This is a genomic window from Paenibacillus sp. OK060 (genome assembly GCF_900101205.1).
GTDB lineage: Bacteria > Bacillota > Bacilli > Paenibacillales > Paenibacillaceae > Paenibacillus > Paenibacillus marchantiae.
Map to the genome: position 1 here is coordinate 1,158,899 of NZ_FNFR01000002.1, position 25,792 is coordinate 1,184,690.

22 protein-coding genes are annotated in these 25,792 nt (G+C 46.6%); 7 read left to right on the plus strand and 15 right to left on the minus strand.

The genetic code is table 11. The features are described from left to right. Positions 1-7: 7 nt before the first annotated feature. A complete protein-coding gene (locus BLS14_RS11530; protein ID WP_063565587.1) occupies positions 8-1,177 on the minus strand; it encodes a M20 family metallopeptidase in 1,170 nt (389 codons plus the stop codon). Between the two features lie 212 nt (positions 1,178-1,389). On the opposite strand from BLS14_RS11530, the gene BLS14_RS11535 reads away from it, so the two are divergent. Together BLS14_RS11535 and ftsW are read left to right on the plus strand one after the other, a co-directional pair. Then, positions 1,390-1,737 (plus strand): YugN family protein, encoded by a 348-nt coding sequence (locus BLS14_RS11535; protein ID WP_063565586.1) that lies wholly within the window; start codon positions 1,390-1,392, stop codon positions 1,735-1,737. 13 nt (positions 1,738-1,750) lie between these two features. Beyond that, entirely contained in the window at positions 1,751-3,037 is a 1,287-nt protein-coding gene (ftsW, locus tag BLS14_RS11540) for a putative lipid II flippase FtsW (RefSeq protein ID WP_090951629.1), read from the plus strand. A 158-nt stretch (positions 3,038-3,195) separates the two neighbouring features. On the opposite strand, the gene BLS14_RS11545 is transcribed toward ftsW, so the two are convergent. After that, positions 3,196-3,558, minus strand: coding sequence for an Asp23/Gls24 family envelope stress response protein (locus BLS14_RS11545; RefSeq protein WP_024631137.1), 363 nt, complete (start codon positions 3,556-3,558; stop codon positions 3,196-3,198). A gap of 183 nt (positions 3,559-3,741) precedes the next feature. On the opposite strand from BLS14_RS11545, the gene cax reads away from it, so the two are divergent. Further along, positions 3,742-4,812, plus strand: coding sequence for a calcium/proton exchanger (gene cax, locus BLS14_RS11550; RefSeq protein WP_063565584.1), 1,071 nt, complete (start codon positions 3,742-3,744; stop codon positions 4,810-4,812). A 191-nt stretch (positions 4,813-5,003) separates the two neighbouring features. On the opposite strand, the gene BLS14_RS11555 is transcribed toward cax, so the two are convergent. The 5 genes from BLS14_RS11555 to BLS14_RS11575 all read right to left on the minus strand — a co-directional run bounded on the left by BLS14_RS11555 (position 5,004) and on the right by BLS14_RS11575 (position 10,070). Then, on the minus strand, positions 5,004-5,297 hold the full coding sequence (locus tag BLS14_RS11555) for an Fpa/YlaN family protein (protein WP_024631139.1): 294 nt from the start codon (positions 5,295-5,297) through the stop codon (positions 5,004-5,006). A gap of 226 nt (positions 5,298-5,523) precedes the next feature. After that, positions 5,524-5,769, minus strand: a complete 246-nt coding sequence (locus BLS14_RS11560; protein ID WP_024631140.1) for an HPr family phosphocarrier protein — start codon at positions 5,767-5,769, stop codon at positions 5,524-5,526. Between the two features lie 96 nt (positions 5,770-5,865). Beyond that, positions 5,866-6,981, minus strand: coding sequence for an aminopeptidase (locus BLS14_RS11565; protein ID WP_072735360.1), 1,116 nt, complete (start codon positions 6,979-6,981; stop codon positions 5,866-5,868). Between the two features lie 110 nt (positions 6,982-7,091). Further along, the gene (locus BLS14_RS11570) at positions 7,092-7,958 is read right to left on the minus strand and encodes a hypothetical protein (RefSeq protein WP_090951632.1); all 867 of its coding nucleotides are present in this window, start codon (positions 7,956-7,958) and stop codon (positions 7,092-7,094) included. Between the two features lie 132 nt (positions 7,959-8,090). Further along, the gene (locus tag BLS14_RS11575) at positions 8,091-10,070 is read right to left on the minus strand and encodes a sensor domain-containing diguanylate cyclase (RefSeq protein WP_090951636.1); all 1,980 of its coding nucleotides are present in this window, start codon (positions 10,068-10,070) and stop codon (positions 8,091-8,093) included. A gap of 463 nt (positions 10,071-10,533) precedes the next feature. On the opposite strand from BLS14_RS11575, the gene rpsD reads away from it, so the two are divergent. Next, positions 10,534-11,133: a 30S ribosomal protein S4 gene (gene rpsD, locus BLS14_RS11580; RefSeq protein WP_063565580.1), complete on the plus strand. Its 600-nt coding sequence runs from the start codon at positions 10,534-10,536 to the stop codon at positions 11,131-11,133. A gap of 358 nt (positions 11,134-11,491) precedes the next feature. Beyond that, the gene (locus BLS14_RS11585) at positions 11,492-14,614 is read left to right on the plus strand and encodes a transglycosylase domain-containing protein (RefSeq protein WP_072735363.1); all 3,123 of its coding nucleotides are present in this window, start codon (positions 11,492-11,494) and stop codon (positions 14,612-14,614) included. Positions 14,615-14,783: 169 nt separating this feature from the next. Here the strand turns inward: BLS14_RS11585 and acsA are convergent, their stop codons facing one another. After that, complete coding sequence (gene acsA, locus BLS14_RS11590; RefSeq protein ID WP_090951639.1) at positions 14,784-16,508, minus strand: acetate--CoA ligase; 1,725 nt, start codon at positions 16,506-16,508, stop codon at positions 14,784-14,786. Positions 16,509-16,779: 271 nt separating this feature from the next. Here acsA and BLS14_RS11595 point away from each other — a divergent pair, with 271 nt between their 5' ends. After that, positions 16,780-17,412, plus strand: coding sequence for a GNAT family N-acetyltransferase (locus tag BLS14_RS11595; protein WP_063565577.1), 633 nt, complete (start codon positions 16,780-16,782; stop codon positions 17,410-17,412). A 146-nt stretch (positions 17,413-17,558) separates the two neighbouring features. Here BLS14_RS11595 and BLS14_RS11600 read toward each other — a convergent pair whose 3' ends face one another. From BLS14_RS11600 to BLS14_RS11615, 4 genes are all read right to left on the minus strand, one after another. Beyond that, positions 17,559-18,254, minus strand: coding sequence for a 5'-methylthioadenosine/adenosylhomocysteine nucleosidase (locus tag BLS14_RS11600; RefSeq protein WP_063565576.1), 696 nt, complete (start codon positions 18,252-18,254; stop codon positions 17,559-17,561). Positions 18,255-18,460: 206 nt separating this feature from the next. Further along, positions 18,461-19,474 (minus strand): catabolite control protein A, encoded by a 1,014-nt coding sequence (gene ccpA, locus BLS14_RS11605; RefSeq protein ID WP_024631149.1) that lies wholly within the window; start codon positions 19,472-19,474, stop codon positions 18,461-18,463. Positions 19,475-19,566: 92 nt separating this feature from the next. Further along, complete coding sequence (gene ytxJ, locus BLS14_RS11610) at positions 19,567-19,914, minus strand: bacillithiol system redox-active protein YtxJ (protein ID WP_064636572.1); 348 nt, start codon at positions 19,912-19,914, stop codon at positions 19,567-19,569. Positions 19,915-20,036: 122 nt separating this feature from the next. Continuing rightward, entirely contained in the window at positions 20,037-20,450 is a 414-nt protein-coding gene (locus BLS14_RS11615) for a hypothetical protein (protein WP_090810777.1), read from the minus strand. A gap of 271 nt (positions 20,451-20,721) precedes the next feature. On the opposite strand from BLS14_RS11615, the gene BLS14_RS11620 reads away from it, so the two are divergent. After that, on the plus strand, positions 20,722-21,249 hold the full coding sequence (locus BLS14_RS11620) for a type 1 glutamine amidotransferase domain-containing protein (RefSeq protein ID WP_079694172.1): 528 nt from the start codon (positions 20,722-20,724) through the stop codon (positions 21,247-21,249). Between the two features lie 114 nt (positions 21,250-21,363). Here BLS14_RS11620 and ptsP read toward each other — a convergent pair whose 3' ends face one another. From ptsP to BLS14_RS11635, 3 genes are all read right to left on the minus strand, one after another. Next, positions 21,364-23,124 carry a phosphoenolpyruvate--protein phosphotransferase gene (gene ptsP / locus BLS14_RS11625; protein ID WP_063565572.1) on the minus strand — a complete coding sequence of 587 codons (1,761 nt, stop codon included), beginning with the start codon at positions 23,122-23,124 and terminating at the stop codon, positions 21,364-21,366. Continuing rightward, positions 23,121-25,001, minus strand: a complete 1,881-nt coding sequence (locus BLS14_RS11630; protein ID WP_063565571.1) for a glucose PTS transporter subunit IIA — start codon at positions 24,999-25,001, stop codon at positions 23,121-23,123. Before BLS14_RS11630 ends, ptsP begins: the two co-directional genes overlap by 4 nt. A 273-nt stretch (positions 25,002-25,274) precedes the next feature. Then, a complete protein-coding gene (locus BLS14_RS11635; protein WP_090951642.1) occupies positions 25,275-25,709 on the minus strand; it encodes a CoA-binding protein in 435 nt (144 codons plus the stop codon). Between the last annotated feature and the right edge of the window lie 83 nt (positions 25,710-25,792).

Sequence of the window (25,792 nt, forward strand, 5' to 3'; positions counted from 1 at the left end):
ACTCAAATCATTCGGCTGTATATCCTTTAGCCATTGCTATAAATAGTTTCACAGCATTTTGCATGGCATCCTCATCAAAGTCGAACTTGGGATGATGATGCGGATAGATGGCATTCTTCTCCGGGTTACCTGCTCCAACAAACATAAAGCAGCCAGGAATCTGCTGTAAGTAATAAGCGAAATCTTCAGCTGGCATCAACATCGGTGACTTCTGTACATGTTCTGCACCAAATACATCTACCGCTTCCTTGAAGAAACGTGCCGTTTCCTGCTCATCATTCACGACAGGAGGATATCCCATAATATAGTTCAACTTCGTCTCGGCACCGTAGATCTCTCCGGTCTGAGCCACGATCGTATGCACACGTTCCTTCATGATACTGCGCGTCTCTTCATCAAAGGTTCTCACTGTACCCGTCATTTTACATAACTCGGCGATGATATTCTGCGCTGAGCCCGCCTGCATTGTACCAATTGTCAATACTGCGGGACGCAAGGGATCCACCGAGCGACTGACAACCGTCTGCAATTGCATCACAAGGGCTGAACCAGCCACGAGGCTGTCCACCGTGGATTGCGGCATGCCGCCATGTCCACCTTTTCCTTTGATCTCAATATAAAAGTCATCTGCCGCTGCCATCATCGGCCCCGGAGTACTCGCTGCCACGCCTACAGGAAGCGGGGTCCACAGATGAATTCCATAGATGACATCTACCCCTTCCAGTCCGCCGTCTGCTATTACTTTGAGCGCACCACCTGGTAGCAACTCTTCTGCAGGTTGGAACAAAAAGCGAATTTCACCCTTGATCTCATGTTTATGGCGACTGAAATACAGTGCCGTGCCTAGCAAAATGGATATGTGACCATCATGACCACAGGCATGCATAGCTCCTGCTTGTTGTGATGCATATTCAACGTCCTTCTCGTCCTGAATCGGAAGTGCATCCATATCTGCACGAAGCATTACGACAGGCCCTGGCTTGTCCCCACGAAGGGTACCTATAACCCCGTGTCCACCAACGTGTCGTCTCACTTCAACACCAAAGCTCTCCAGCATACCCGCTACAAAAGAGGATGTCTTCTCCTCATGAAAGGAAACCTCAGGATTCCGATGAAGATGACGACGCCATTCTACCATGTGGATTTGCAGGTCATTCCACCATATATTATTTGTCATGTCTCTCCATCCTTTCGCTCTCTATACGGGACTTTCATCAAGCCCGAACCTTCCTCTTGAAACCTATTGCTGTATATTGTAGCAGAATTGGAAGAAAACCGATACGAATGAACGCTTGAAAGCTTGCACGGGAAGGGGAAACATACTATCATAAACTAGAGAAAAGAACGAGATTTATACTCTCGGAAGCTTATGAGGAGGATCAGACGCTTATGATTTTTGAGAATACAGGCTTGGATGGCTTGAAGAGCGACTTGGCATACCTGGATGAGAGCGCCGAGAAAGTCGGATTTGTCCGGTGGCAATGGGAATATTATCGTGCTACATATGACTACAAAATTGAAGATGAACAAACCAAATCGGAATACTTTGTACGTATTAATACCCGTGCGATAGATGGCAAACTCGAAAAACCGGATACGGTTCTCGCAGTTGAAGCTGTTTATCTTGGAAAAGCAACCTTTCCGCATGGTCTGGATTATGACTCTACCATACCGCAGCCAGTCGTGAAGCTGGCGGCCCAAAAACTACAGCAGCTTAAAGAACTGCTGGAAGCATAGGCTGGGCCGAACCATGAAACAACAAACGGCCCAAACGAAAACGAAGAGAGGCACGCCGGATTTCCAACTGCTAATCCTCACTTTATTGTTGGTGGGCTTCGGACTGGTGATGGTGTTCAGCTCCAGTTCCAGCATTGCAATTGCAAACAAAAATTTTAACAATGATGCCCTGTTCTTCACGAAAAAACAACTTATGTGGGCGGTTATCGGTTTAGTGGGCATGTTTTTCGCCATGAATATCCGATTTAACAAATACAAAAAACTTTATGCACCATTTTTCCTGTTCACCACGGTATTGCTCCTGATAGTATTGGTTACAGGTAAGGTGCTGAACGGCGCACGAAGCTGGATTCACATTTTTGGCTTTAGTATTCAGCCCGCCGAGTTTGCCAAAATCGCTATTATTCTGTACCTCGCTGCACTGATTACCAAAAAAGGGGAACGGTTCAGGGATCTTAGGACAGGATATATTCCCGTGCTGGTCATTGTCGGGTTCATTGCAGGACTGATTATGCTGCAACCGGACTTTGGTACGTGCTTCATTCTTGTGGCTACTTGCGGTCTGGTCATCTATGCAGGTGGCGCCAGCATGAAACACATTATGGCTTCCATTTTATTGGTTGTGCTGGGAGCAGCATTGGCGATTGGAGCAAACGCATTGTTTTCTTCCATGTCTTCTTCAGATACTACGGATAGCACCACAACTACGGAAGCATCGCAGAACTATAAAATCGGCCGGATTCAGGCATTTTTGAATCCATTATCCGATACGACAGGTGGAAGTCTTAACCTCTATCGCTCCCTTGTCGCCATCGGCGATGGAGGCATAACCGGCTCCGGGATCGGACAAGGTACGATGAAGCTGCATTATTTGCCAAATGCCTATAACGACTTTATTTTCTCCGTAATTGGAGAAGAGCTCGGCTTTGTTGGAACTGCCCTATTTCTGTTGGTCTACCTCTACTTCATCTGGCGAGGCATTATCGTCTCCCTTCGCTGTCCCGATCCATTTGGGACACTGGTCGGTATTGGTATTATGGGATTGATTGCGATCCAGGCCTTTATCAACATTGGGGGCGTGACCCAGACCATTCCTGTGACAGGGGTTACCCTTCCGTTCATCAGTTATGGCGGTACCTCACTCTTTGTGATGATGGTGGCTATGGGTATCCTGCTCAGCATCTCACGTACCAATAATTTGGACGTCATCAAGGAAGAGAAAACGAAGTCGGTGACGGTTCAGACATCACGTACTTCTCCCGCACTTCGTTCACGTGAATCCATTCGCCGAATTCGGTAATGGGAAGGAAACGTCATACGAATGGTTTTGGAACAAAATGTATTGAAAACAGAAAAAGACTTCGCATCGAATTCGATGCGAAGTCTTTTTGGTGTTGTTTATCTAGATGAAGAACCAGGTCAATATACCGTTGTTCTTCCATCACGGATTGCTCAAGTTTACAGATCGTCGCCTCTGAAAGATACGCCTTCTACCTTTACATTGACTTCAACAACACGTAACCCGGTCATGGTCTCTACCGCTTCTCTTACATTCTGCTGGAGCATGCGGGAAACTTCATGAATCGGTGTCTCGTACAGGACGATGATGCGCAGATCAATGGCTGCTTCCAGCTGGCCGACCTCCACGCCCACGCCTTTCTGTACGTTTTTACCGCTCAGGCGCTTGGCCCAGCCCTCTGACAATCCTCCAGACATTGCGGCAATTCCGGGTGTCTCCATCGCAGCCATTCCGGCAATTTTCGCCACTACGTCATCGGCAATCCGGATGTTTCCGCCCTCTAGTTGAAGTTGTTCTGCCATGCCACATCCTCCTTCACTTCGTTACTCGTATTTTAAATCCTTTCGACCCCAAAAAGCAAATTAAACTCAAAAAGATGCGTTTACAACCTACCATGATTTGGTTATATTGAAATATGAAAATAATCTCATAAGTATTTAGTCATATCGTTTAAAACAAAATAATATGTTACCGAGGTGTTTGTTGTGAGAAACAGAATTTCATCCATTTTGCTGATTGCCACCTTTGCACTCAGCGCCGTCGCCCACTACTTGAAATGGGATTCGATTCTGCAATTCGTCATTTCAGCCATTTCGGTTATTTTTGTGGCCGGTTTTTTAGGCAAAGCCACCGAAAATGTAGCCCACTATGCCGGACAGCGGTTAGGCGGATTTTTGAATGCTACATTCGGCAATGCCGCCGAATTGATTATCGCCATTTTCCTCGTCAAAGAAGGATTGTTCGACATGGTTAAGGCCAGTTTGACAGGCTCCATTATCGGTAACCTGCTGCTGGTGCTTGGTCTAAGTATCTTTGCCGGAGGACTCAAGTTCAAAATTCAGAATTATAACGTATCCCTTGCCGGTCTAAACGGCTCCCTGATGATTGTAGCCATCATTGCCCTGTTTATTCCAGCCGTCTTCCTGAATACCCATTCCATCACACAGAAGGATACGAACACACTCAGTCTCATTGTCGCAGGTTTGCTGATCCTTGCCTACATAGCGTGGTTGGTGTTCTCCATGGTTACGCACAAGAACTATCTCGCAGATGTCACTGTGGATGAAGATGAAGAGTTGCCGCATGAACATGCACCCGAGTGGTCTAAGAAAAAATCAATTCTCTATCTTGTTCTTGCAACCGTCATGGTTGCCTTCGTCAGTGAATGGCTCGTTGGCACCCTTGAGGTGTTTACTGAACAATTTGGACTCAGCGAACTGTTCGTCGGTGCGTTCCTCGTTGCCATTATCGGTAACGCCGCGGAACATAGTGCAGCCATTATGCTTGCCATGAAAAACAAAATCGGTGCCGCCGTTGAGATCGCAGTCGGCAGCAGTTTACAAATCGCACTCTTTGTAGCTCCTGTGCTCGTTTTTGTCAGCTACTTCACAGGCAGAACGATGGACATTGTGTTTACAACGATTGAGCTGGTCGCCATTGGCGTAGCCGTATTTATCGCCAAGTCCATCACCCAGGACGGTTCAACGAACTGGTACGAAGGTCTGCTCCTAATGGTTGTGTATGTTATTTTGGGTGTATCGTTCTTCCTGGTATAACAGTACTCCCATCATCCTAAATAATAGACAAAAAATTAGCGCGTAAAAGGCAGCCTGGAAATCGCATTTCCAGGCTGTTTTTTCTTTTCTCCCTCGCCTAAACCACATCAGACGAGCTGTTTCAATTCAGGCGCACAAAAAAAGCATGCAAACACCTGCATGCCTTCTATTCTGACCCACGCTATTGCAGGCTATTGCTCATTCTTCTTGTTCAAAGCTTCATATAGAATCGCCAGATTCCGCTCAAGCGCGCTTACCAGCTGCTTACCAGCACCTTCTGGAAGAAGCCCTGCACGAACAGCAAAATCGACTTCCTTGGAGAACCCATACATCTGTGTATCCAATACTTCCTCATAGAGAGGGCAGTAGCGGGTAGCCAGATTCTCCATCTGTACTTCAATAAGCTTCTGTATTTTATCTGCATCTTCTTGAAGAAGACTGATCGCTTTCAAGTGCAACTGGTCCTGCAGATCAGATGAAGTCATGCATTTTTCCCCCCTATGTCCCAAAAATCGCGTAAAGACGTTCTACCTCTAATATTAGACGAAATCAGGAGCTAATACAAGAACCTGACCAAAATAACCATAGATTATGGAGAGCTTTATTCCTGCCTAATCCCCCTATTTTACGGAGGTCTTGCCGTACACCTGAATTATCTCATGCAAAAAAAAGCACCTCTGCCATAATAGGCAGAGATGCTTCTTAGTGCCATTACTCGGATGCGATACTTACATTCAGTCCATGTTTGGCAAATACTTCTGACATAGCTGCTTTGGCTTCAGCTGCATCCGGGCCATGAACGTGCAGTTCATAGCTGTGCGTGCTGATCAGCGTTGTAAACAGTCCGAGAATACTTTTCACATCGATATACTTGTTCTCTGAATGAAGCACGATTGAAGAAGTAAACTTGCTCGCTGTTTGAGCAATTTCCACTACCGCTGCGTTATTACTCGACATAGGAATCCCTCCGTCTTTTCACTTTTGGTATCATCTATTAATTACCACTACATGATACCGTGAATCCGCTTTCCTAGCAACAGCAAAATACTGTTCCTATTTCAGACGATCCGGATTGAGGCATTCCAGCTCAGGAATAACGAAAATCCCGTCTTTACGGATCAATACATCATCAAAATAAATTTCGCCACCACCGTAGTCTGGACGCTGGATCAACACCAGATCCCAGTGAATGGAGGAACGGTTTCCGTTATCTGTTTCTTCATATGCCTGGCCTGGCGTAAAGTGCAAGCTGCCTGCAATTTTTTCATCAAACAGAATGTCCTTCATTGGGTGCAGGATATGTGGATTAAATCCAATTGCGAATTCTCCGATATGACGAGCGCCGTCATCTGAATTCAGAATTTCATTGATGCGGTCTGTATCGTTGCTTGTTGCTTCAACGATTTTACCGTCTTTGAAGGTGAATTTAATATTTTCAAAAGTAATGCCGTTATACAGCGTTGGCGCGTTATAACTAATCGTTCCGTTCACTGAATTACGTACAGGGGCACTGTACACTTCGCCATCCGGAATATTTTTTTGGCCAGAACATTTCTCTGCACCGATATCTTTAATGGAGAAGCTCAGGTCTGTTCCCGGTCCAGTGATACGCACTTTGTCCGTGCGTTTCATCAGATTAGCCAATGAATCCTGTGCTTTGTCCATTTTAGCGTAATCCAGGTTACATACGTCGAAGTAGAAATCTTCAAACGCTTCTGTGCTTGTATTCGCCAGCTGTGCCATACTTGCATTCGGGTAACGAAGCACAACCCATTTTGTATGTTTTACCCGTTGCTCGCTATGTACCGGATGGGAATAAAGTGAATTGTACATTTTCATTTTCTCTTCCGGCACATCGGACAAATCGTTCACATTCTCCCCTGCACGGATACCAATGTAACAATCCATTTGTTTCATCCGGTTCAGATCGATCTCTGCCCAGGTTTTCATCATTTCTTCTGTCGCATTTTTGAACATGGCACGCTGTACTGTTTTGTCAGTCAGCTGTACAAAGACGTTACCGCCTTTTTTGCCTACTTCTTCAATAATTGCATTAATCAGATCACGTTCCGTGCCGATCATCTCAACCAGCACATTCTCGCCGGGCTGTACATCTACAGAGTAGCCCACCAGATTGGCTGCGAGCTTCTGAATTCTTGGATCCTTCATCGTGTAAACTCCTCCTGTCATCCGCCATTCCTTGAATTGAACAACGGTAAATTACGATACTATTGTAGCACGCTACAACGATCTCGTCAGCAGGCAGCCCCGCAACTTATCTATTCATAAGCCCTGAAGTTTACATCTGTGACAAGAGCTTCTTTATTCCTTTTGCTGTTCATGTCCTTATAGCTCACCTGGCTTTCCGAAGAAAGTCGCAAGGGCAAGCTAGTTTTCCGATCTACGGTTAGATGATACACCGTCTGTACCTCGGCCTGCTTCATCATCTCTTGCATCGATGTTTCCCCTTGTTCCCACACTTTGTTCAAATCCTTCTCAAGCTTCTCCTGACTGCCTCCCTTAACCGCAGTTGCCTTGTGCATATACTCTGCCCGAATCGCATTCATCTCGTCGTTAAGCTGCGCGAGTGCCCACGTTTTGGCGTCTTTTGGTGCGAGTTCAATTCGCAGTATTTTCGTTCGACGACCTGAACCGTACTCGGACTTTATCGTTTTGTTCAACCGATCGATACTTTCCATTTGAGCGATGGGATTAAAACGGGACAGCGATCCGCGCAGGGGCTCATGTTGGGCAGTTAAAGCCATCCACTGTCCTTGTTTGCGTTCAAAAGATGCACTGAATCCACTCGGTTGCCCATTATTGTTAACAGCGGCGGCATTTACCCCTTTTACTCCCGCTCCGGCAGCAGTCACGGCTCCAGGCAGCCTCGTTTGCAAGGTCAAGCGGTCATGATCCTCCAGCTTGCCCTCAAATTTAAACTGATTTTCGAACAGCCCGTTGCTTTCGCGTCGTAATCCTGCTTCCCCATCAAAACTCAGCTTTTCTTTACCTGCTATTCCGGATAAAGCAAGTGAAAATAACTCCTCAGGAGTTCGATCTCGGTCTAACAATCCACAACCAGGAGCACACAACACAACAATGCTCAGAATCAACAATAGCCCACGTAAATACCGACGGTTCAACATGTTCTATTCCACCTTTCCATCAAACTTTCTCCATAGCCTGCCCCTCCCTTATTTGCTTATACTTCCTTCCTTTGGCATCGCCTCTTCAAAAAAATAAAGAGAGGACGACTCCGCAATCGGAATAGTCCTCTCTTAACGTGTAACTTCCTGTTCTTCCATGACGATCCGATTTCGACCACCATGCTTCGCATCGTACAATGCCATATCAGCCCGATAAAATAACGATTCCACACTAACCTTCTCATCCATCCAGTTCCATTCGGCAATACCGCTGGATACGGTCACGGAAGGCCTTGTTTCTTCAGCAACCCTGGTGCGAATGATTTCCGCATATTCCAGTGCCTGACGAGCACCAATCTGAGGCATATAGATGGCCAGCTCTTCCCCGCCCCATCTGGCGCAGATGTCCTCAGGCCGGACGGAACTTGTTACAATGTCGCTTACCTGTTTCAATACCTGATCACCTGTTTGGTGCCCAAACGTGTCATTCACCTGCTTAAACTGGTCAATATCCACAACAACCAGTGAACCACAGAATTCATGAGCCTGACGTTCATGGATCACACTATCCAGGTAATGCCTCACATACAGTCCTGTCAGCATATCCAGGTTAGCCAAACGTCGTACCTCGGCGTGAAGCGTTGCATTGGAGAGAGCAAGTCCAATATGAATGGACAACATCTGCAGCAGACGGTAATTGTCGTACGAAAAATATTGCTTTTTGGGATGTCCCAGCAAAATGGCACCCTTCACTTCACCATTCACCCGAACGGGTGAAGCAATCAATGACATTGAGCCGGTAAGATCCATGAAGACCGATGACACTCTATCGTATTTCGCATAATTGGATAGGATGAGCGGTTCTTCGGTTTGATACAGCAAACCAGCGATTCCATAATCCATTGGAAACGATTTGCGACCTAACTCATTCACATTGGATGACATCACTTCGAAATGATCCGTACTGTCATTCAGTTGAAGAATACAACATGATTCAGCCTGAAAGATGTCCTTTAACTCCTGTTCAGAGAATTGATAGATCTCCATGAGCTGCAGGCTTTTGTTCAAACGTTGTGTCAGATCGTTGATTAGACGAAGTTCCTGGATCAACATATTCGATTGCTCGTGCAGTTTGGCATTTTCAAAGGCAGTTCCTGCTGTATCCGCCATCATCGTAATGAGTTGGAGATCGGAATCTTCCATTAACTCCTCATTCATCTCAATATGAAATACACCATAGATCCCTTGTTTACCTTTTAGAGGAAGACCAACCTCCAGTATGCGATGTTCACCTTCATCCGATCGAACAACAATGAGCTTGCCTTCCATAAACGATTGTACACAGATGTCTTCTCCACGTTCATGAACAAGCAACGGTTTAATGCGGGGATTGAGGCTGCTCTGATCCTGAGACATATACAATGTCATACGAGTCGTTGGATATAAGTAGTCAATGCTGTCAAAGACTTCATCCAATATGGCATCCACATCCATTTTGTCATGCATCCGTTGAACGATTTGGAACAGAATTGACCTTCGGTGCTCTTCACGAGCCGTTTGTTCATGAGCATGTAATAGATCCGCCATAAATATGTATTCAAATCTTCGGTAAAAGCAGGTACGATAATGCAATGCCTCTGATCGAACAACGGCTTCAGACGTGTCATCTCGATTTTGCTCGTAGGTTACAGCAGTGAAGACAGCAAACATATCCTTATTTGTTCTGGAGAAAAGAGGTTCAGCCATTAGATGGTACTCTCCATTTTCAGTGGTTCCACGTAACGACTGGGCCTGTCCCGTTTCAAGGCATTGCATCACAGTCGAATGTACATCGAGCAATGGAGCCCCTTCATTTCCTTGCCCCATACAGATCCCTTCTGTATTCCATACGTTGTATATTATCGATGATCTGTCGGAGTGCGGCCGCCGTTGGATATGCCAGTCGGTGTATGCTTGTTGCAGCAGGCTTCCCAAATATGAAAAATCAAAAGGTGTGATGTCCATTTTTTGCATCCAGAATACATGCGCTTCGTGAGGAGCGGCAGAAGATGCGGAATCGCCCGAACTTCGCGAATTCAAGCTGGCTGGTTTACTTCTTAGATGTTCTAACATGTCAGGCGCTCCTTTGCACCGTTTTTGCATCCACTTGGATGCATTAATCTGCAGACGTTATCGCAAACCTGCAAATTCTATGCGATAACCTTAATGTACAAGATCATTTAAAGTTAAGATACAATCTATTTTACTCTCTTTAAAGCATTTTTGCATCCATATTTCAGAAAATTGTCCCATTATTTTGGGCCTAAGGACCTATCGACAAATTTAGACGTTTTTTTGCTTTTATCACAGGCTTGACTTTGGTTCTAGTAAACTGTAAAATAAATTGTTGATGAAGACTACTAATGGGTCTTTAAATTTGGGCATTACCGGTTGTGTCACCCTCATTCTTTTTGTTGCTTTCAGGACAGCGGCTGAACTTTCCTGATCGTTCTATGCGTGGCTTAGCCCGCATCAACAAATTGGAGCGCAAACAGAGCCCTATATGAACTTTAACTAAAAAGGAGCTACTTTAAACATGGCACGTTACACTGGTCCTAAATTTAAATTGAGCCGTCGCCTCGGCATTTCCCTGAGCGGAACAGGCAAAGAATTGAAACGTCCTTTCCCTCCAGGTCAGCACGGAGCTAACCAACGGAGAAAAATCAGCAACTACGGTATGCAATTGCAAGAAAAACAAAAATTGCGTCACATGTACGGTTTGGGCGAGAAGCAATTCCGCACTCTCTTTGCTAAAGCGCAAAAAATGCAAGGTATCGCAGGTGAAAACTTCATGTTCTTGCTTGAGAGCCGCCTTGATAACCTCGTATACCGCCTTGGATTCGCTAACTCCCGCGCTGGTTCGCGTCAGTTGGTATCCCACGGTCACGTAACTGTAAACGGCAAAAAAGTTGACATCGCTTCTTACCAAGTAAGCACTGGCGACGTTATCAGCCTGCGTGAAAGAAGCCGCGGTCTTTCTTCCGTTAAGGAAGCTTTGGAAAACCGTTCGCATCTTCCGGCATACGTAGAATTCAACGATACTGCTCTGGAAGGTAAATTTATCCGTTTGCCTGAGCGTTCGGAATTGTCCCAAGACATCGACGAAAAACAAATCGTCGAGTTCTACAACCGTTAATCGTTGGAATTTCATTAAGCTTCACACCAAACAGCTGTCCGAGATTTTCTCGGCAGCTGTTTTTTTTATTTCGAGAGAAACAAAAAGCAAAAAAAAGAGGTCGTACCTGCACCTAATACAAGGATATGGCCTCTTTCCTATACATAGTCATCTATTTTCATCCACACTCGGACGCTCAATACTTCCACGTTTTATTGAAATTCTCCATGACTTCTCATGATATGTAATTCAATTCCGCATGATATATATCATAATCCAAGAAAGAATGGCAATTTTCGACCATTGCTTGTATTTCTCAGGCATGCAAACCAGCCTTTTTATGCTATAATAAGTGCTGTTAAAAGGAGGAAGACACTGAATGGTTGATGTTAATAAGAAAAAGCCCGAGGAACAGCCTGCCCGCAAGCGCAGTTTTGCCCGCAGACTTGGTAGTTTCGTCAAATGGATGGTTGTCCTTGGATTCATGGGGGTACTATTTGTAGGCGGTGCTCTAATGGGATACGTCAGTTCCATTGTGAAAGACGAACCCGTCCGTTCAAGGGCGCTGATTGAACAAAAAGTCAGCGAAAACTCCATCACAGGCTTTGCTTACTTTGCCGACGGCAGCCCGATCGGTCAATTACGAACAGAAGAAGACAGGCGTCCGGTCACCTTTGACCAGATCCCACAGAACGTTATTGATGCAGTCATTTCGATTGAAGACAATCATTTTTACGAACATAAAGGTGTAGACATGAGCGGAACGCTCCGTGCCGTGAAACAGAAAGTGCTGAAAGAATCTGTTCAAACAGGCGGTAGCACACTGACTCAACAATTGGCCCGGCGTGTATTCCTCAATCTGGATCGAACCGAAGACCGGAAAGTGAAAGAAATATTGCTTTCGCTCCGACTCGAACGTTTCCTGACCAAAGACGAAATTATGACAGCGTATCTGAACAAGGTTCCTTTTGGTAACGGCTCCAGTGGATATAATGTATATGGAGTCAAGGCAGCTGCCAAAGGACTGTTCAATATTAATGATTTGAGCAAAATAAACACAGCTCAGGCTGCTTATCTTGCCGGATTGCCTCAGCTCCCCTCCTCTTACTCTGCCTTTAATGGAAAAGGCGACTTTGTTGAGGACAATTTTGAGCGTGCAATCAATCGTCAGCATCTGGTCTTGCGCCGTATGCTGGAACTGGGCAAAATTAATCAGTCCGAATATGACGAAGCTCTTGCTTTTGACATCAAGAGTTCACTCGCACCCAAAACCATCAAAGCTTACAATACTTATCCATACCTTATGATGGAAACAGAGCGACAAGCTGCACAGATTTTAATGAAGCAACTGAATTCGGATAAGGCTGAAGGCACGGATGCCAATGCGGATACAGCCAAGGATACGGATACCGATACACCGCAAAAAGAAAGCAGTGCTCTGCTGGAAGAAGCTCAGCAGCAATTGCGTACAGGCGGATATCGTATCTACACGACGATCAACAAAAGTATCTACAAAACAATGCGTACCATTGCCGAAGATGACAGTAATTTCGCTGCTGACGATCCCGTGAAGGGAAAAGAACAGACTGCTGCCATGTTGATCAATCACAAAACAGGAGCCATTCTCGGCATGATTGAAGGCCGTAATTTCCAGGATGAGCAGATGAACTATGCAACTCAGATGGTGCGTCAGCCAGGTTCAACTATGAAACCTATTGCCGCTTATCTGCCTGCACTGGATGAAGGGCTTGTTCAACCGGCTTCCATTATTGACGATTCACCGATAATTCTGAAAGACGGCCAGACCGGATTCCATATTCCGAAAAATGCCAACAATCGCTACCAGGGACTTGTGACTGCCCGTAGAGCACTCAACTACTCGCTAAATGTGCCTGCGCTTAAGCTATTCAACGAAGAAGTTGGTATCGACAAATCATGGGCTTTTGCCAAGAAGCTGGGGATTACCACCATCCAGCCGGCAGATTACCAAGCTCAGACCGGTGTTCTTGGAGGACTTCAGTACGGTGTTACCGTTGAAGAGCTTACCAATGCCTATGGAGCCATTGCTAACAATGGTGTGTACAATGATTCCTATATGATTAGCAAAATTGTAGACTCAAAAGGGAATATCGTATATAAACACGATGCAGAGCCTGTTCAAGCTTTCTCAGAACAGACGGCATACCTGATGACAGATATGCTACGTACCGTTATTACAGAAGGTACAGCCGATAAAGTTCGTGAAAATTACAAGTACTCCAAGAGTGTGCCTATCGTAGGCAAAACGGGTTCAACCCAAAACTATGCGGATGTCTGGTTTGAAGGCTATACGCCGGATGTCACATTGGGTGTATGGGTTGGATACAAACAGCCGATAAACACGCTCGAGACCAAATCACAGAAGAAACGTGCACAGCAGCTGTGGACGCAAATCATGAATCAAGTCATCGCTACAGACAAAGAGATGTTCGTAACCGATTCATTCAAGAAACCATCCGGGATCGAGACACGAACTGTATCGGCTTATAGCGGCAAATTGCCAACATCTCTGACTGACAGATTTGTCACTGATATTTTCAATAGCAAATTTGTGCCGAAGGACAGCGATGATGGTGTCGCAAAAGCCAAATATATCACTTACAATGGTGTCAACTACATTCCGCGTGATGAAACACCTGGAGATATGACGAAAGAGAAAACCGTCGTCAAGCGCAAGAAACCGATCTCTGATCTCATCAAGGAACTGCAAAGTGCATTCTCACGCATGAGTCGTCACGAATCACTTGCATATTACCTGCCGGAAGATGCCGATGCAGACATGCCGACACAGATCGATCCAAGAACGGATAACGGCAAAGCACCAGATGCACCAGGCAATGTGAGAATTTCCGTTGCCAACGGGAACGCCGTGATTACATTTAACGCAACACCGGAAAGTGATGTGGTTGGCTATCGCCTGTATCGCTCAGTAAATGGCGCCGGATTCCAGAATCAGGGGCAGGTTGTCCTGACAGGTGAGTCCAGATCATTTACTGCATATGCACAAGGTGGAAACTTTGCGTTCTACGTGACAGCAGTGGATGTAGCTGGTCGTGAGTCTGCTCCTAGCGCAGCAGTTAGCAGTGCGGGAACGGTGGAGCCTCCTGCAGATGAAGAAATAAATGAACCGATTAATGTTCCGGGAACAGTCGTTACACCGGAAGACTCTCAGAATGAGAACGCCGCAACTACGGCTCCGGCTACACCGGGCCAAGTGAGCGTGTCGGCGCTCTCCCAAGGACTGCGCATTCAGTGGGCCTCCAATCCGGAATCAGATGGTGTTCAAAGTTATGCTGTATATTTTAGTGAGACAGGGTCAGCCCCTTACACCAAAATTGGCACAACTTCAGGGACCTCCATGGACTACGGAGTACCTGCATCCACCAGTGGATGGTTCAAGGTATCTGCCAGCAACAGCATAGGCGAATCCGAGCCGTCCGGAGCTGTGCATTTCCAACCGTAATACAGAGGTATCATAATTCCCCTCTCAACCCCATTCTCGCATCATGAGGATGGGGTTTTGTTATTCATTGATATCCAAAAGTAAAAGCCTGATCCACAATGAGACACGGATCAGGCTTTGTATTGGAATCATGAGACAGGCAGACACGTTGTATCCGCTGATTTATGCTTTAGTCTTCAATGGTCGATAGATCGCCTGTGGGCAGATCCAACTCCCAAGCTTTCAACACGCGGCGCATAATCTTGCCGGAGCGGGTCTTGGGCAGTTTATCCTTGAACTCAATCTCACGCGGAGCGGCGTGAGCAGACAAGCCCTCTTTTACAAATCGATAGATCTCTTCCTTCAGCTCCGGTGTCGGCTCATACCCCTCACGAAGTGCCACAAAGGCCTTAATGATCTCTCCGCGAGTTACATCCGGTTTGCCGATAACGCCTGCCTCTGCTACCGCAGGGTGCTCTACGAGCTTGCTCTCCACCTCAAAGGGGCCAATACGTTCTCCTGAAGAGTTAATGACATCATCAATCCGGCCCTGGAACCAAAAGTAGCCATCTTCGTCCATATAAGCCGAATCACCGGATACATACCAGCCAGAAAGTCGGAAGTACTCCTTATATTTGGCCGGGTTATTCCAGATCTTCGCCATCATGGACGGCCAGGAAGTACGAATAGCCAGGTTCCCCATACTGTATGGCGGCAGTTCCTCTCCATGATCGTCAATAATGGCTGCTTCAATTCCCGGTAATGGACGACCCATGGAACCTGGTTTGATTGGCATGCCCGGGTAGTTACAGATTAATTGTCCACCCGTCTCCGTCATCCACCAGGTATCATGAATTCGCTGTCCATAGGCTTTCCAGCCCCAACGGACAACTTCGGGATTAAGTGGCTCACCCACAGACATGACGTGACGGAGACTGCTCAAATCATGCTGGGCAATGGTCTCTTCGCCCGCTCCCATCAACATGCGGAAAGCCGTCGGTGCACTGTACCATACGCTGACTTTGTTTTTCTCAATGGTGCTGTACCAGTCTTTCGGACTGAAACGTCCCCCACGAATAACGTTGGTCACACCATTCAACCATGGTGCAAAAATTCCATAGGAGGTACCTGTTACCCACCCCGGATCGGCTGTGCACCAGTATACGTCGTCCTCGCGCAAATCGAGTACAACCTTGCCGGTGTAATAATGCTGAATCATTGCATTCTGCACATGATATACACCTTTCGGTTTGCCTGTAGATCCGGAAGTATAGTGAATCAGCAGTCCGTCTTCGCGTGTCAGCCACTCCACTTCCATATCATCTGAAGCTGCGGACATCTCTGCATCAAAGTCGATGAGTCCTTCTTCCGTCTGCGGACCGCCACCCACAACAAAAATATGCTTCAGTTCAGGCAATTCGGAACGTTTGATTCGTCCCAGCAATTGAGGGGTTGTCACCAGGGCGACAGCTCCGCTATCCTCCAGTCGGTCCTTCACCGCAGTTTCCATAAAGGCCTCAAATAGAGGACCTGCAACAGCCCCAACCTTCAATATGCCCAACAGGCTGAAATAGAGCTCAGGACTGCGAGGCATAAAAATAAATACCCGATCACTCTTAGCAATACCATATTTGCGGAGAACGTTACCGAAGCGACTCGATTGCTCACTCAAGTCAGCAAACGTGTATGCCTCTTCACGCGTAGCATCACTGTATAATAGCGCCGTTCTCCCGCCTCTTCCTTCCAGCACATGACGATCAATCGCTTCATGCGCCATGTTGACTTTCCCGCTGGCGTGCCACGTAAAGTGCCTTTCGACCGATTCCCAATCAAACCGGCTTCGGGCCTCCGTGTAATCGCCCAGATTAGATTCAGACACAACCGTTTGCAGCATCTCACCATGTGCTTGACTCATGCTTGCCAGCCTCCTTCAACTCGACATTTCGATTCCCAATATGGGTCACTTCTGATTGCCTTTGTGTTGACTGAACTTCCAGTTAGCGCTTACATTAGTAGAGAGAACTTCTCATCATGTACTTGCCAGGCCAAACCGATGAACCCAAACTGCAGTTGATTTGTGAACATTTTTTGTCTACGCAATTATAGCAAATCTTTTCAATCATCGTCTATGGCTTTTCAAATTTTTGGTTTTTTGCTATAAGTAGGGGGAGAGAGGAGCATGAACTATGGAGCATATTAAGGAGCATCATATGCGTTCCATCTTCAAGTCCGGCCACCGAATCATCATTGAGGGACCAGTTCAGGCCGAGACGATTACGCAGCTTGAATTTCATTCCGATCTGGATGCTTTCCGGCGCCCTTCGGAACAACAGGAGGCATTGGCCGAAATTGCCGCATTGCCCGAAGGTCGAATCATAATAGCGCGGGAAAATGAGACCATTGTCGGTTATGTGACTTTCCATTATGCAGATGATTGCGAGCGTTGGTCGGAAGGCAATATGACCGATCTAATTGAGCTGGGAGCCATTGAGGTTGCGGATTCCTATCGCACTCTCGGGATTGGGCGCGAAATGCTGCTCACCGCGTTTGAAAATGGACAGATGGAGAAATATATCATATTCACAACGGAATATTACTGGCATTGGGATTTGAAGGGCAGCGCCCTTTCCGTATGGGATTACCGCAAGATGATGGAAAAATTGATGCAAACCGTAGACATGACCTGGTATGCCACCGATGATCCCGAGATTTGTTCACATCCGGCAAACTGCCTCATGGTCCGAATTGGCAGCCAAGTACCCCTGGAATCGGAAGAACAGTTCGACCGGGTGCGATTCCGCCATCGGTTTATGTATTAATCACGAATGCACATGGATGATTTTCGAATACGTATACATAGAAAAACCGCCTCTTCGCGAACAGGTTCATCATGGATGATCTGCTACGAATAAGCGGTTTTTTGTTGCTTTTTAAAGCGTGCTCAACATGCGTATAGCTTATGGGGTTACATATGTTCCAGCATATGTTCAACAATACGGTGAGAGCGCTGGGAAGACTCCACAGTAAACTCAGCAAAGTTCACATGTGCTGATCCATCTGCTTTGTCAGACATTGCGCGAAGTATAACGAACGGAACACGGTTCATGAAGCTCACTTGCGCTACGGCAGCTCCCTCCATCTCCGCACATGCCCCATTCATTTCGGTATACAGCATTTTCACCGTATCCTTGCTTGCAATGAATTGATCTCCTGACAGCACTTTACCGATCAGATAGTTCGCTCCCTGCGCTTTGCAGGCTTCTTCAGCTAATGCGATAAGTGATGCTTCCGCTGGGAAGGCGGACGTCTCCTGGTAAGGAATAACCCCGCGCTCAAATCCAAGTGGGGTCACATCCATATCATGCTGTACACATTCGGAAGAGATGACCATATCTCCAATATTCAACTCTGGATTAACTGCACCCGCAACACCTGTGAAAATAATACGATTAACCTGAAAACGATCAATCAAAATCTGTGTCGTCACAGCCGCATTCACTTTACCCACGCCTGATTTGCAGACCACAATCTGTTTACCCAGCCATTCACCTGCAACATAGGTAATACCAGTTTGTTTTACAGTCTCTAGTTGCTTCATACCAGCCAAGAGAAGTTCTACTTCCTCATCCATTGCACCAATGATACCGATCGTTTCACGCATGTTATGACCTCCTATATAGCATTCTGCATGTTAACCTGGACTCGTTTCCCTCCAAGTGTTTTTTCGTTACGTTCAGAACTCCATTCAGCACAAAAGCTCCGTTTCCGGAGCTTCCGTCATTCCACTATGTAGAGAGAATGCCTTCTCCCTTTCTTAAATCATTTCCATTTCAATCAGAAATGACGATGAACCATCAAAGCCTGTATTTAAACTACGTCTGCATGGCTTACAGACAGACGAAGAATCGTTTCATGCGGCAAAATAACCCGTGGGTTCTCCACATTTTCCTTCTTCATCAGCTTGGTCAGCAAACGCATCGCTACAGCGCCCAGGTCATACATCGGTTGAGCTACAGTAGTCAACTGAGGACGGACCATGGAAGCCATACGAATGTTATCCACACTGATGATGGAGAAGTCATCCGGTACTTTCAGACCTTCATCCTGAATGCTATGAATAGCACCAATTGCCATCTCATCTGTTGCAGCGAAGATTGCCGATGGTTTTTTCTTCAATCCGAGGAAATACTTCATCGCTTCTACACCGGACTCATAACGATAGTTACCAATACGTACGAGATCCTCCTGATATTCCATACCTGCTGCTTCAAGCGCTTTCTTGTACCCTTGGAAACGAGCATAACCGTTGGCAGGATCTTGCAGTGTACCACTGATCATTGCGATTTCCTTGTGTCCATGACGGATCAATGTATTTACAGCATCAAATGCCGCTGCTTCATGGTCAATATCTACAGAAGGGTACGTGCCCTTCTCGTCACTTGTTGCACAGAGAACAATCGGCACAGCCGCTGATTGGAACGCCTGAATATGCTCGTCCGTCACAGTTCCACCCATGAAGAGCAGACCGTCCACTTGTTTCTCGAGCAACGTGTTAATTACACGAATTTCTTTTTCTTTCTTCTTATCCGCGTTACACAAAATAATGTTGTAGTGATACATATTCGCAATATCTTCAATCCCGCGGGCAATCTCTGCAAAGGTTGAGTTCGAAATGTCCGGAATAACGACCCCGACCGTGGTTGTCTTCTTGCTCGCCAAGCCTCTGGCTACCGCATTCGGACGATATCCCAACCGATCGATGGCTTCATATACTTTTTTGCGTGTCTGTGGCTTAACATTAGGGTTATTATTAACAACCCGTGATACCGTTGCCATAGAGACACCGGCCTCACGTGCCACATCATAAATGGTTACCGTCACAGTACTTCTCTCCATTACCAGTAAATTTTCATACCATTTTCATTAAGATTTATATTACGACAAATTTATGCATTAATCAATTAAAATAGGCTTTAGGACTCACGCAGTGCTTTCGTGATTGTGGTTGAAGTAATATTCGAGTGGGAAGTATGCCATACAGGAATTCCCTTTTTGACTAGAATTGCCTGCGGAGATTCGTGCTTAACACCCAGCTTGTCCGCTGCTTCATTGGACACAGGGCGATCTTCCACTACATAAATGATACCGTATTTCACTTGTTCACTTGGACTATTTTGCAAATAATCGTTCATCTCCTGATAGGCGTTCGCGCTGATCGGGCAGCGTGTACTGTGCTTAAACAGAAGCAAGGGTTGATCCTCGGTAGCCTCCACTGCGGAGTTTAGCTGTTCAATACTTGTCATTTTAGTCATGTCAGCCATTTGATATACATCCCCCTTTACCAGGATTACCGCTATGTTGAGCGTTTTCACTCTACGATATCTTAACAAAAAGCGGGCGAAAAAGCCAATTTTCATGAAAACAAGCATTTTGCACGTCAAAATTAGACAGCATTCGAGAAGTGCGCCTGCCATACAAAACCGGATAATTGACCTAATCTGCGCTGTGTTGTCTCGATCCATTCTTCATCATTAGACTTTTGGGCGTAACCCATAATATCCAGCAGCAGGTTAATTCTCTCCTCCACAGCACGTTGCATCCGATGCTCCATCTCACGATCCGAAGCGTCTGGCCAAGCCAGCAGTTGTTCATGGAAAAGATCCGCAAGTTCATTTCGCTCTCCAAACGATACATCCTGTTTCGCTGGCTGTTCACCGAGTGTACTGATGCACTCTTTCAAATCCGGCTTGACCGGCTGAAGCACTTCATAGGAAACACAGTCTGTACAAGCAAATACAGGTACGTTACGAATCTCCACCTTTTTGGCATATACCACCGTTCTTAATTCCAGTTCCATTACATGTCCGCATCTGCACGTCTTACGCACAGTCATCACCTCATTCGTTCTATACTCTTATACAGATACCATTCGACCTATTTCCGCTCAAATCCTGCTATAAACCAGAGGTTGCACAAATTACCACTGTCTCCAGATGAAGGTTGTCGAATGTAGGCGTTCATTGAGATGTAATCGCTTCCCCAATGGCGAGATTGCATGACGATGAAGTCAACATGAGAATCTGTTACAATAAAGACGCTATGTGCTAATTACCGCAAAAGGAGAGATGATGATGAGATTAACAGGCAAAAAAGTCATCGCCCTGGTCGATGAAGAATTCGAAGATCTGGAACTGTGGTATCCGGTACATCGTGTTCGTGAAGAAGGCGCTGAGGTGCATCTCGCCGGAGAGAAAAAAGGCAAAACCTACATTGGTAAATATGGTGTTCCCGCGCAGGCGGAATACAGTTTTGATGAATTGGATAGTTCAAACTATGATGGTATCCTTGTACCCGGGGGCTGGGCACCGGACAAGCTTCGTCGCTATTCCAAAGTACTTGAGCTCGTTAAGGAAATGCATGCGGATCGTAAGCCGATTGGACAGATCTGTCACGCAGGTTGGGTACTGATATCCGCCAAAATACTGGACGGGGTTACGGTAACTTCTACACCGGGTATCCGGGATGACATGGAAAATGCCGGAGCCATCTGGAAAGATGAAGCCGTTGTTGTGGATGGACACATCATTTCAGCTCGCCGTCCACCTGATCTTCCGCCGTATGGCAAAGCTTTTTGCGATGCACTTGCTGAAAAATAAAACAAAGCCCCACGCCATATGGCGTGGGGCTTTATCGTTAAAATAAGACTATTTTCCAAAATTGTACAAAAGTTAATATTTTCACTTAAAGGTATTTATTTGAAAATAACCCATTCAGGATGCATTCGATCCACTCTGTTCATCCGGACTGCCCATCGAATCATTGAAGACCTGTAGACGCTCTTCGATGTCTGCACTTGTCCGCAGGCTGAAGCAATCATGGGCAGCCTCTTTGGCAGCAGCAGCCGTCGTATTCAATACTCTGTGCTTCACACGCAGCAAGGATTGTGGAGACATGCTCAGATTGCTGATCCCGAGCTCCAGCCATAGGGGAATCGAACGTTCGTCTCCTGCCATCTCCCCGCATACACTGACATCAATGCCTGCCGTATGAGCCGCATCGACTGTTGCGCGAAGCATGCGTAATACAGCCGGGTGATACGGATGATACATATGTGCAATCTGCTCATTCATTCGGTCTACAGCCAGTACATATTGCACGAGATCATTCGTACCGATACTGAAGAAATCAGCTTCTTCGGCAAGCAAATCGGCTATCATCACCGCTGCCGGAACCTCAATCATGATGCCCACCTGTATATGTGGATCGTACGGCAATTCGCGCTCGTCCAGATCAGACATCGCTTCACGCAGGATTTCATTGGCCTCCTGAAGTTCTTCTACCGAAGAGATCATCGGGTACATAATTTTGACATTGCCCGCAGCACTGGCCCGCAGAATGGCTGTGAGCTGTGTTTTGAACAGATCTTTGCGGTCCAGACTGATCCGAATCGCACGATATCCGAGAAATGGATTATCTTCTTCTGGCAGTTCAAAGTAGTCTAGCTGCTTGTCACCACCAATGTCGAGCGTACGAATAACGACAGACTGTCCTGCAGTTTTCTCAGCGACAAGACGATAAACCTCATACTGTTCCTGCTCACCCGGGAACGTAGCACGGTCCATGTATAGGAACTCTGTCCGGAACAACCCCACGCCCTTCGCCCCATGTTTCAGTGCCATATCCAGTTCCTTGACGGAACTGATGTTAGAAGCCAGATGCAGAACGGAACCGTCTTTGGTTACGGCATCCACTGTTGCAAGTACCTGCAGCTGCTCTTTTTTCTTCAATTGTTTGCTGCGAATCATCGTGTAACGTTCAATCGTCTTGCGATCCGGCTCCGTAAATACGAGGCCATTATCTCCATCGACAACCAACATATCTCCTGTCTCCACCGGCATGCCAAGACTCGCTTCCAGACCGGAAACGAGAGGAATACCAAGGGCACGAGCCATAATTGCCGAATGTGACGTTTTGCCTCCAATAAGTGTCACAATACCCAGCACGTGGCTTGGATTCAAATGCGCTAATTGAGAGGGAGACAACTCTTTGGCCACGAGTATATAAGGCTGGGTATCCGATGGAAGCGTAATTTCCGGTGCGCCCAGCAGATGCTTTAATAAACGATTACCCACGTCCTTGATGTCGATGGCTCGCTCCTTCATATACTCGTCTTCGAGCAGATCAAACATGGTGACAAAATGATCAATGGCCTCTTTGACGGCTACTTCTGCTGCTTTGTACTGCCGTTCAATAATGCCACGAATTTCGTTCATGAACACCGGATCTTCCAGAATGGCCAGATGCGCATCAAAGATGCTGGACTCTTCAGGACCGACGACTTCCTTGAACTCGTTCTTGATATATTCAATCTCATCCTTCGATGTCCGTATGCCCTCGTACAGCCGTTCGAACTCTTGGGCGAGATCCACCGAATCCATCTTCTGATCCGGCAGATCCCATTCCCAACTGGGCAGGACAAATGCTTTGCCGATGGCTATGCCTGCAGCGCCGTTGATGCCTTGTATCTTCATTCTACCCCTCCAACGTTCCTGTCATAGAGCACCACGGACATAACGGATGCCTGACCTTTCTTAACTTGCTTAAATGGAGCAAAGCTCCATGATTTGACACGATCGGGATTCGTGATGACCATCGGTGTCGTCAGCGATGCCGCCTCGGCTCGCAACACAGCCAGGTCAAACTTGATTAACAACTGACCGGGCTCCACCGTATCCCCTTCCTGAACAAAGGCTTCAAAGTGACCCTTCAGTTGGGATGTGTCAATACCGATATGCAATAGGACCTCAAGTCCTTCCCTGGTTGAGATGCCTAAGGCATGCATCGTTGGATACATGTGCATAATCGTTCCGTATACGGGTGAGACCAGCTCTCCCTTTTCCGGGACAAAGGCTACACCATCGCCCACAAGCTTGGCTGCAAATATCTGATCCGGTACCTCTTCAATCGGCAGCATTTTGCCTTGCACAGGAGCACAGAACAGAACTTGTTGCAGATCACGTTCGAGCAGCTTCGCAATCTCTTCCCGGATTAATTCCGAATAGGTGCCAAATACCACTTGTACGTTACCGCCACCCAGCTTGATAAGCCCTGCGGACCCCATACTCTTCATTGCACCTGTATCGATTAATCGATCATTATGCACGGTGAGACGAAGTCGTGTAATACAAGCCTCTACCTGCACAATGTTTTCTTTCCCGCCCAATGCTTCCAAAATAAGAGGAGCTTGATAAGGAATGTTACCTACCCAATCTTCCAGCATGGACCCCTCTTCGCGTCCTGGAGTTGGAATCTTGAACGTGCGAATCGCCCACCTAAACAGGAAATAATAGACTAGCCCGTATAGTATGCCAATCGGAATGAGCTTCCAAGCATTCTCCGATAGATGGAAATTGAGTATGTAGTCGATAATGCCAGCCGAATAGGAGAAACCATGGCGTATATCAAGCCAGTAACTGATCCACATCGCAAGTCCTGACATGACTGCATGCACGATGAACAGATAAGGTGCCGCAAACAAAAAGGCAAACTCAATCTGCTCCGATACCCCTGTCAGAAAACAAACGAGTGCGGAAGTGAGAAATGTTTTTTTGATTTTCGGCTTCAGATCTTCCCTTGCCTCCTGAATAATGGCAAAGGCAATCGCTGGAATCGCAAACATCATGATCGGGAATAACCCGGCCATAAAATACCCTGCTGTTGGATCACCCGCAAAAAATCGCGGCAAATCCCCTTGCACTATATTGCCGTCTGCTGTTTCATACGTCCCCAGTTGGAACCAGAATACATTGTTAAGCAGATGATGCAGTCCGAAGGCCACCAGCACCCTGTACAAGACCCCATATATAAACAGCCCAAAACCGCCGAGACTGTATTCCCAGGTGGCGATGGCGTTCAATGCATGTTGCAAAATGGGTGCGATCCATAACATAAAGAAGGAGAACAGTGCCGAGCAAAGTCCAACTATGAGTAAAACAAACCTTGAACCACCGAAAAACTGTAAGATTTCGGGCAGTTTGATACTTTTGAAGCGATTATGCGTCACCCCGGCAAGTGCGCCGAGAATAATTCCGATTAAGGAAGCAGGTTGAACGGTGCCATCCCCGAAATTGCGAGTCACCTGATCATATATCACAATACCAGCCAGAGCAGCGAGTCCCGCTTGTCCGGCCTGGTTGGAGAGTCCCAGCGCTACACCGACAGCGAACAAATACGGCAAAAAATAAAAAATACCGTGTCCGGCCACGGTAGACACTTCACCAACAACTTTCAATCCCCAGGCGTCCCAGGGCAAACTGCCAACACTCAGCAAAATTGCGGCGGCGGGCAGGACCATTGTAGGCAGCATTACCGCTCGTCCGAGCTGCTGCAAGGATCCGAGCCAATTCATGGCGACCTCTCCTTTCTATCCTAGATGGTAAGCTTTACGCAACGTTTTGTCAAAGCAAAACAGTAACCTGTTGGTAATTTGTATTTCTCTCCCGCCAGGCATGACAAAAAGGAGCGTATTTCCTTGTTCCCCCAATAATTAAATGGAGCGGAATACCACTTGGATTTAACTTCATGCGGTCTTCTAAGCTGCAAAGTATATTTTATATTCCAATTATACAACAGAAAAAATCCCGTCAACTCGAGGTTAACGGGATTTTTTAGGAATCGAGATTTAACCGCGTCCAGCACCGCGCAGAACGATGGAATCCTCTACCTTGATACAACGATTCGTTACCGCTGTCATGCCGTTCTCAGCTGCAATCTGAACGGCTTCATCGCTGTGGATACCAAGCTGAAGCCACAATACATTCGCTTTGATCGCCGCAGCTTCACGAGCGACATCTGCACAATATTCATCGCGGCGGAATACGTTCACGATATCTACCGGCTCAGGGACATCTGCGAGGGTCGCATATACCGTCTCACCGAGAATCTCACCTTGTACCTGTGGATTTACCGGGATGATACGATAACCTCTGCTTTGCATGGCTTCCGCTACCATATAGGAAGTGCGATCTGATTTGTCCGATAAGCCGACGACTGCGATGTTGCCTGCCTTGCGCAAAAGTTGTCCAATTTCTTCACGAGTAGGATTGTTAAATTCCATGTTCAAGCACCATCCTTTTCTGCTTAAAGTGCGTGTTCAAAAAGACCGGTTTTCAGTACCGAGAAGATGGGATGAAGCTAGAA

Bases quoted from the DNA above. Each gene is read 5' to 3' on its own strand.
- acsA (WP_090951639.1), bottom strand. From the start codon at position 16,508: ATGAGTCAAGCACATGGTGAGATGCTGCAAACGGTTGTGTCTGAATCT.
- BLS14_RS11555 (WP_024631139.1), bottom strand. From the start codon at position 5,297: ATGACTTCATCTGATCTGCAGGACCAGTTGCACTTGAAAGCGATCAGT.
- BLS14_RS11560 (WP_024631140.1), bottom strand. From the start codon at position 5,769: ATGTCGAGTAATAACGCAGCGGTAGTGGAAATTGCTCAAACAGCGAGC.
- BLS14_RS11565 (WP_072735360.1), bottom strand. From the start codon at position 6,981: ATGAAGGATCCAAGAATTCAGAAGCTCGCAGCCAATCTGGTGGGCTAC.
- BLS14_RS11575 (WP_090951636.1), bottom strand. From the start codon at position 10,070: ATGTTAGAACATCTAAGAAGTAAACCAGCCAGCTTGAATTCGCGAAGT.
- BLS14_RS11585 (WP_072735363.1), top strand. From the start codon at position 11,492: ATGGTTGATGTTAATAAGAAAAAGCCCGAGGAACAGCCTGCCCGCAAG.
- BLS14_RS11545 (WP_024631137.1), bottom strand. From the start codon at position 3,558: ATGGCAGAACAACTTCAACTAGAGGGCGGAAACATCCGGATTGCCGAT.
- BLS14_RS11600 (WP_063565576.1), bottom strand. From the start codon at position 18,254: ATGCGTGAAACGATCGGTATCATTGGTGCAATGGATGAGGAAGTAGAA.
- rpsD (WP_063565580.1), top strand. From the start codon at position 10,534: ATGGCACGTTACACTGGTCCTAAATTTAAATTGAGCCGTCGCCTCGGC.
- BLS14_RS11635 (WP_090951642.1), bottom strand. From the start codon at position 25,709: ATGGAATTTAACAATCCTACTCGTGAAGAAATTGGACAACTTTTGCGC.
- BLS14_RS11595 (WP_063565577.1), top strand. From the start codon at position 16,780: ATGGAGCATATTAAGGAGCATCATATGCGTTCCATCTTCAAGTCCGGC.
- BLS14_RS11530 (WP_063565587.1), bottom strand. From the start codon at position 1,177: ATGACAAATAATATATGGTGGAATGACCTGCAAATCCACATGGTAGAA.
- BLS14_RS11570 (WP_090951632.1), bottom strand. From the start codon at position 7,958: ATGTTGAACCGTCGGTATTTACGTGGGCTATTGTTGATTCTGAGCATT.
- ptsP (WP_063565572.1), bottom strand. From the start codon at position 23,124: ATGAAGATACAAGGCATCAACGGCGCTGCAGGCATAGCCATCGGCAAA.
- BLS14_RS11620 (WP_079694172.1), top strand. From the start codon at position 20,722: ATGATGAGATTAACAGGCAAAAAAGTCATCGCCCTGGTCGATGAAGAA.
- ytxJ (WP_064636572.1), bottom strand. From the start codon at position 19,914: ATGGCTGACATGACTAAAATGACAAGTATTGAACAGCTAAACTCCGCA.
- BLS14_RS11615 (WP_090810777.1), bottom strand. From the start codon at position 20,450: ATGGAACTGGAATTAAGAACGGTGGTATATGCCAAAAAGGTGGAGATT.
- ftsW (WP_090951629.1), top strand. From the start codon at position 1,751: ATGAAACAACAAACGGCCCAAACGAAAACGAAGAGAGGCACGCCGGAT.
- BLS14_RS11535 (WP_063565586.1), top strand. From the start codon at position 1,390: ATGATTTTTGAGAATACAGGCTTGGATGGCTTGAAGAGCGACTTGGCA.
- BLS14_RS11630 (WP_063565571.1), bottom strand. From the start codon at position 25,001: ATGAATTGGCTCGGATCCTTGCAGCAGCTCGGACGAGCGGTAATGCTG.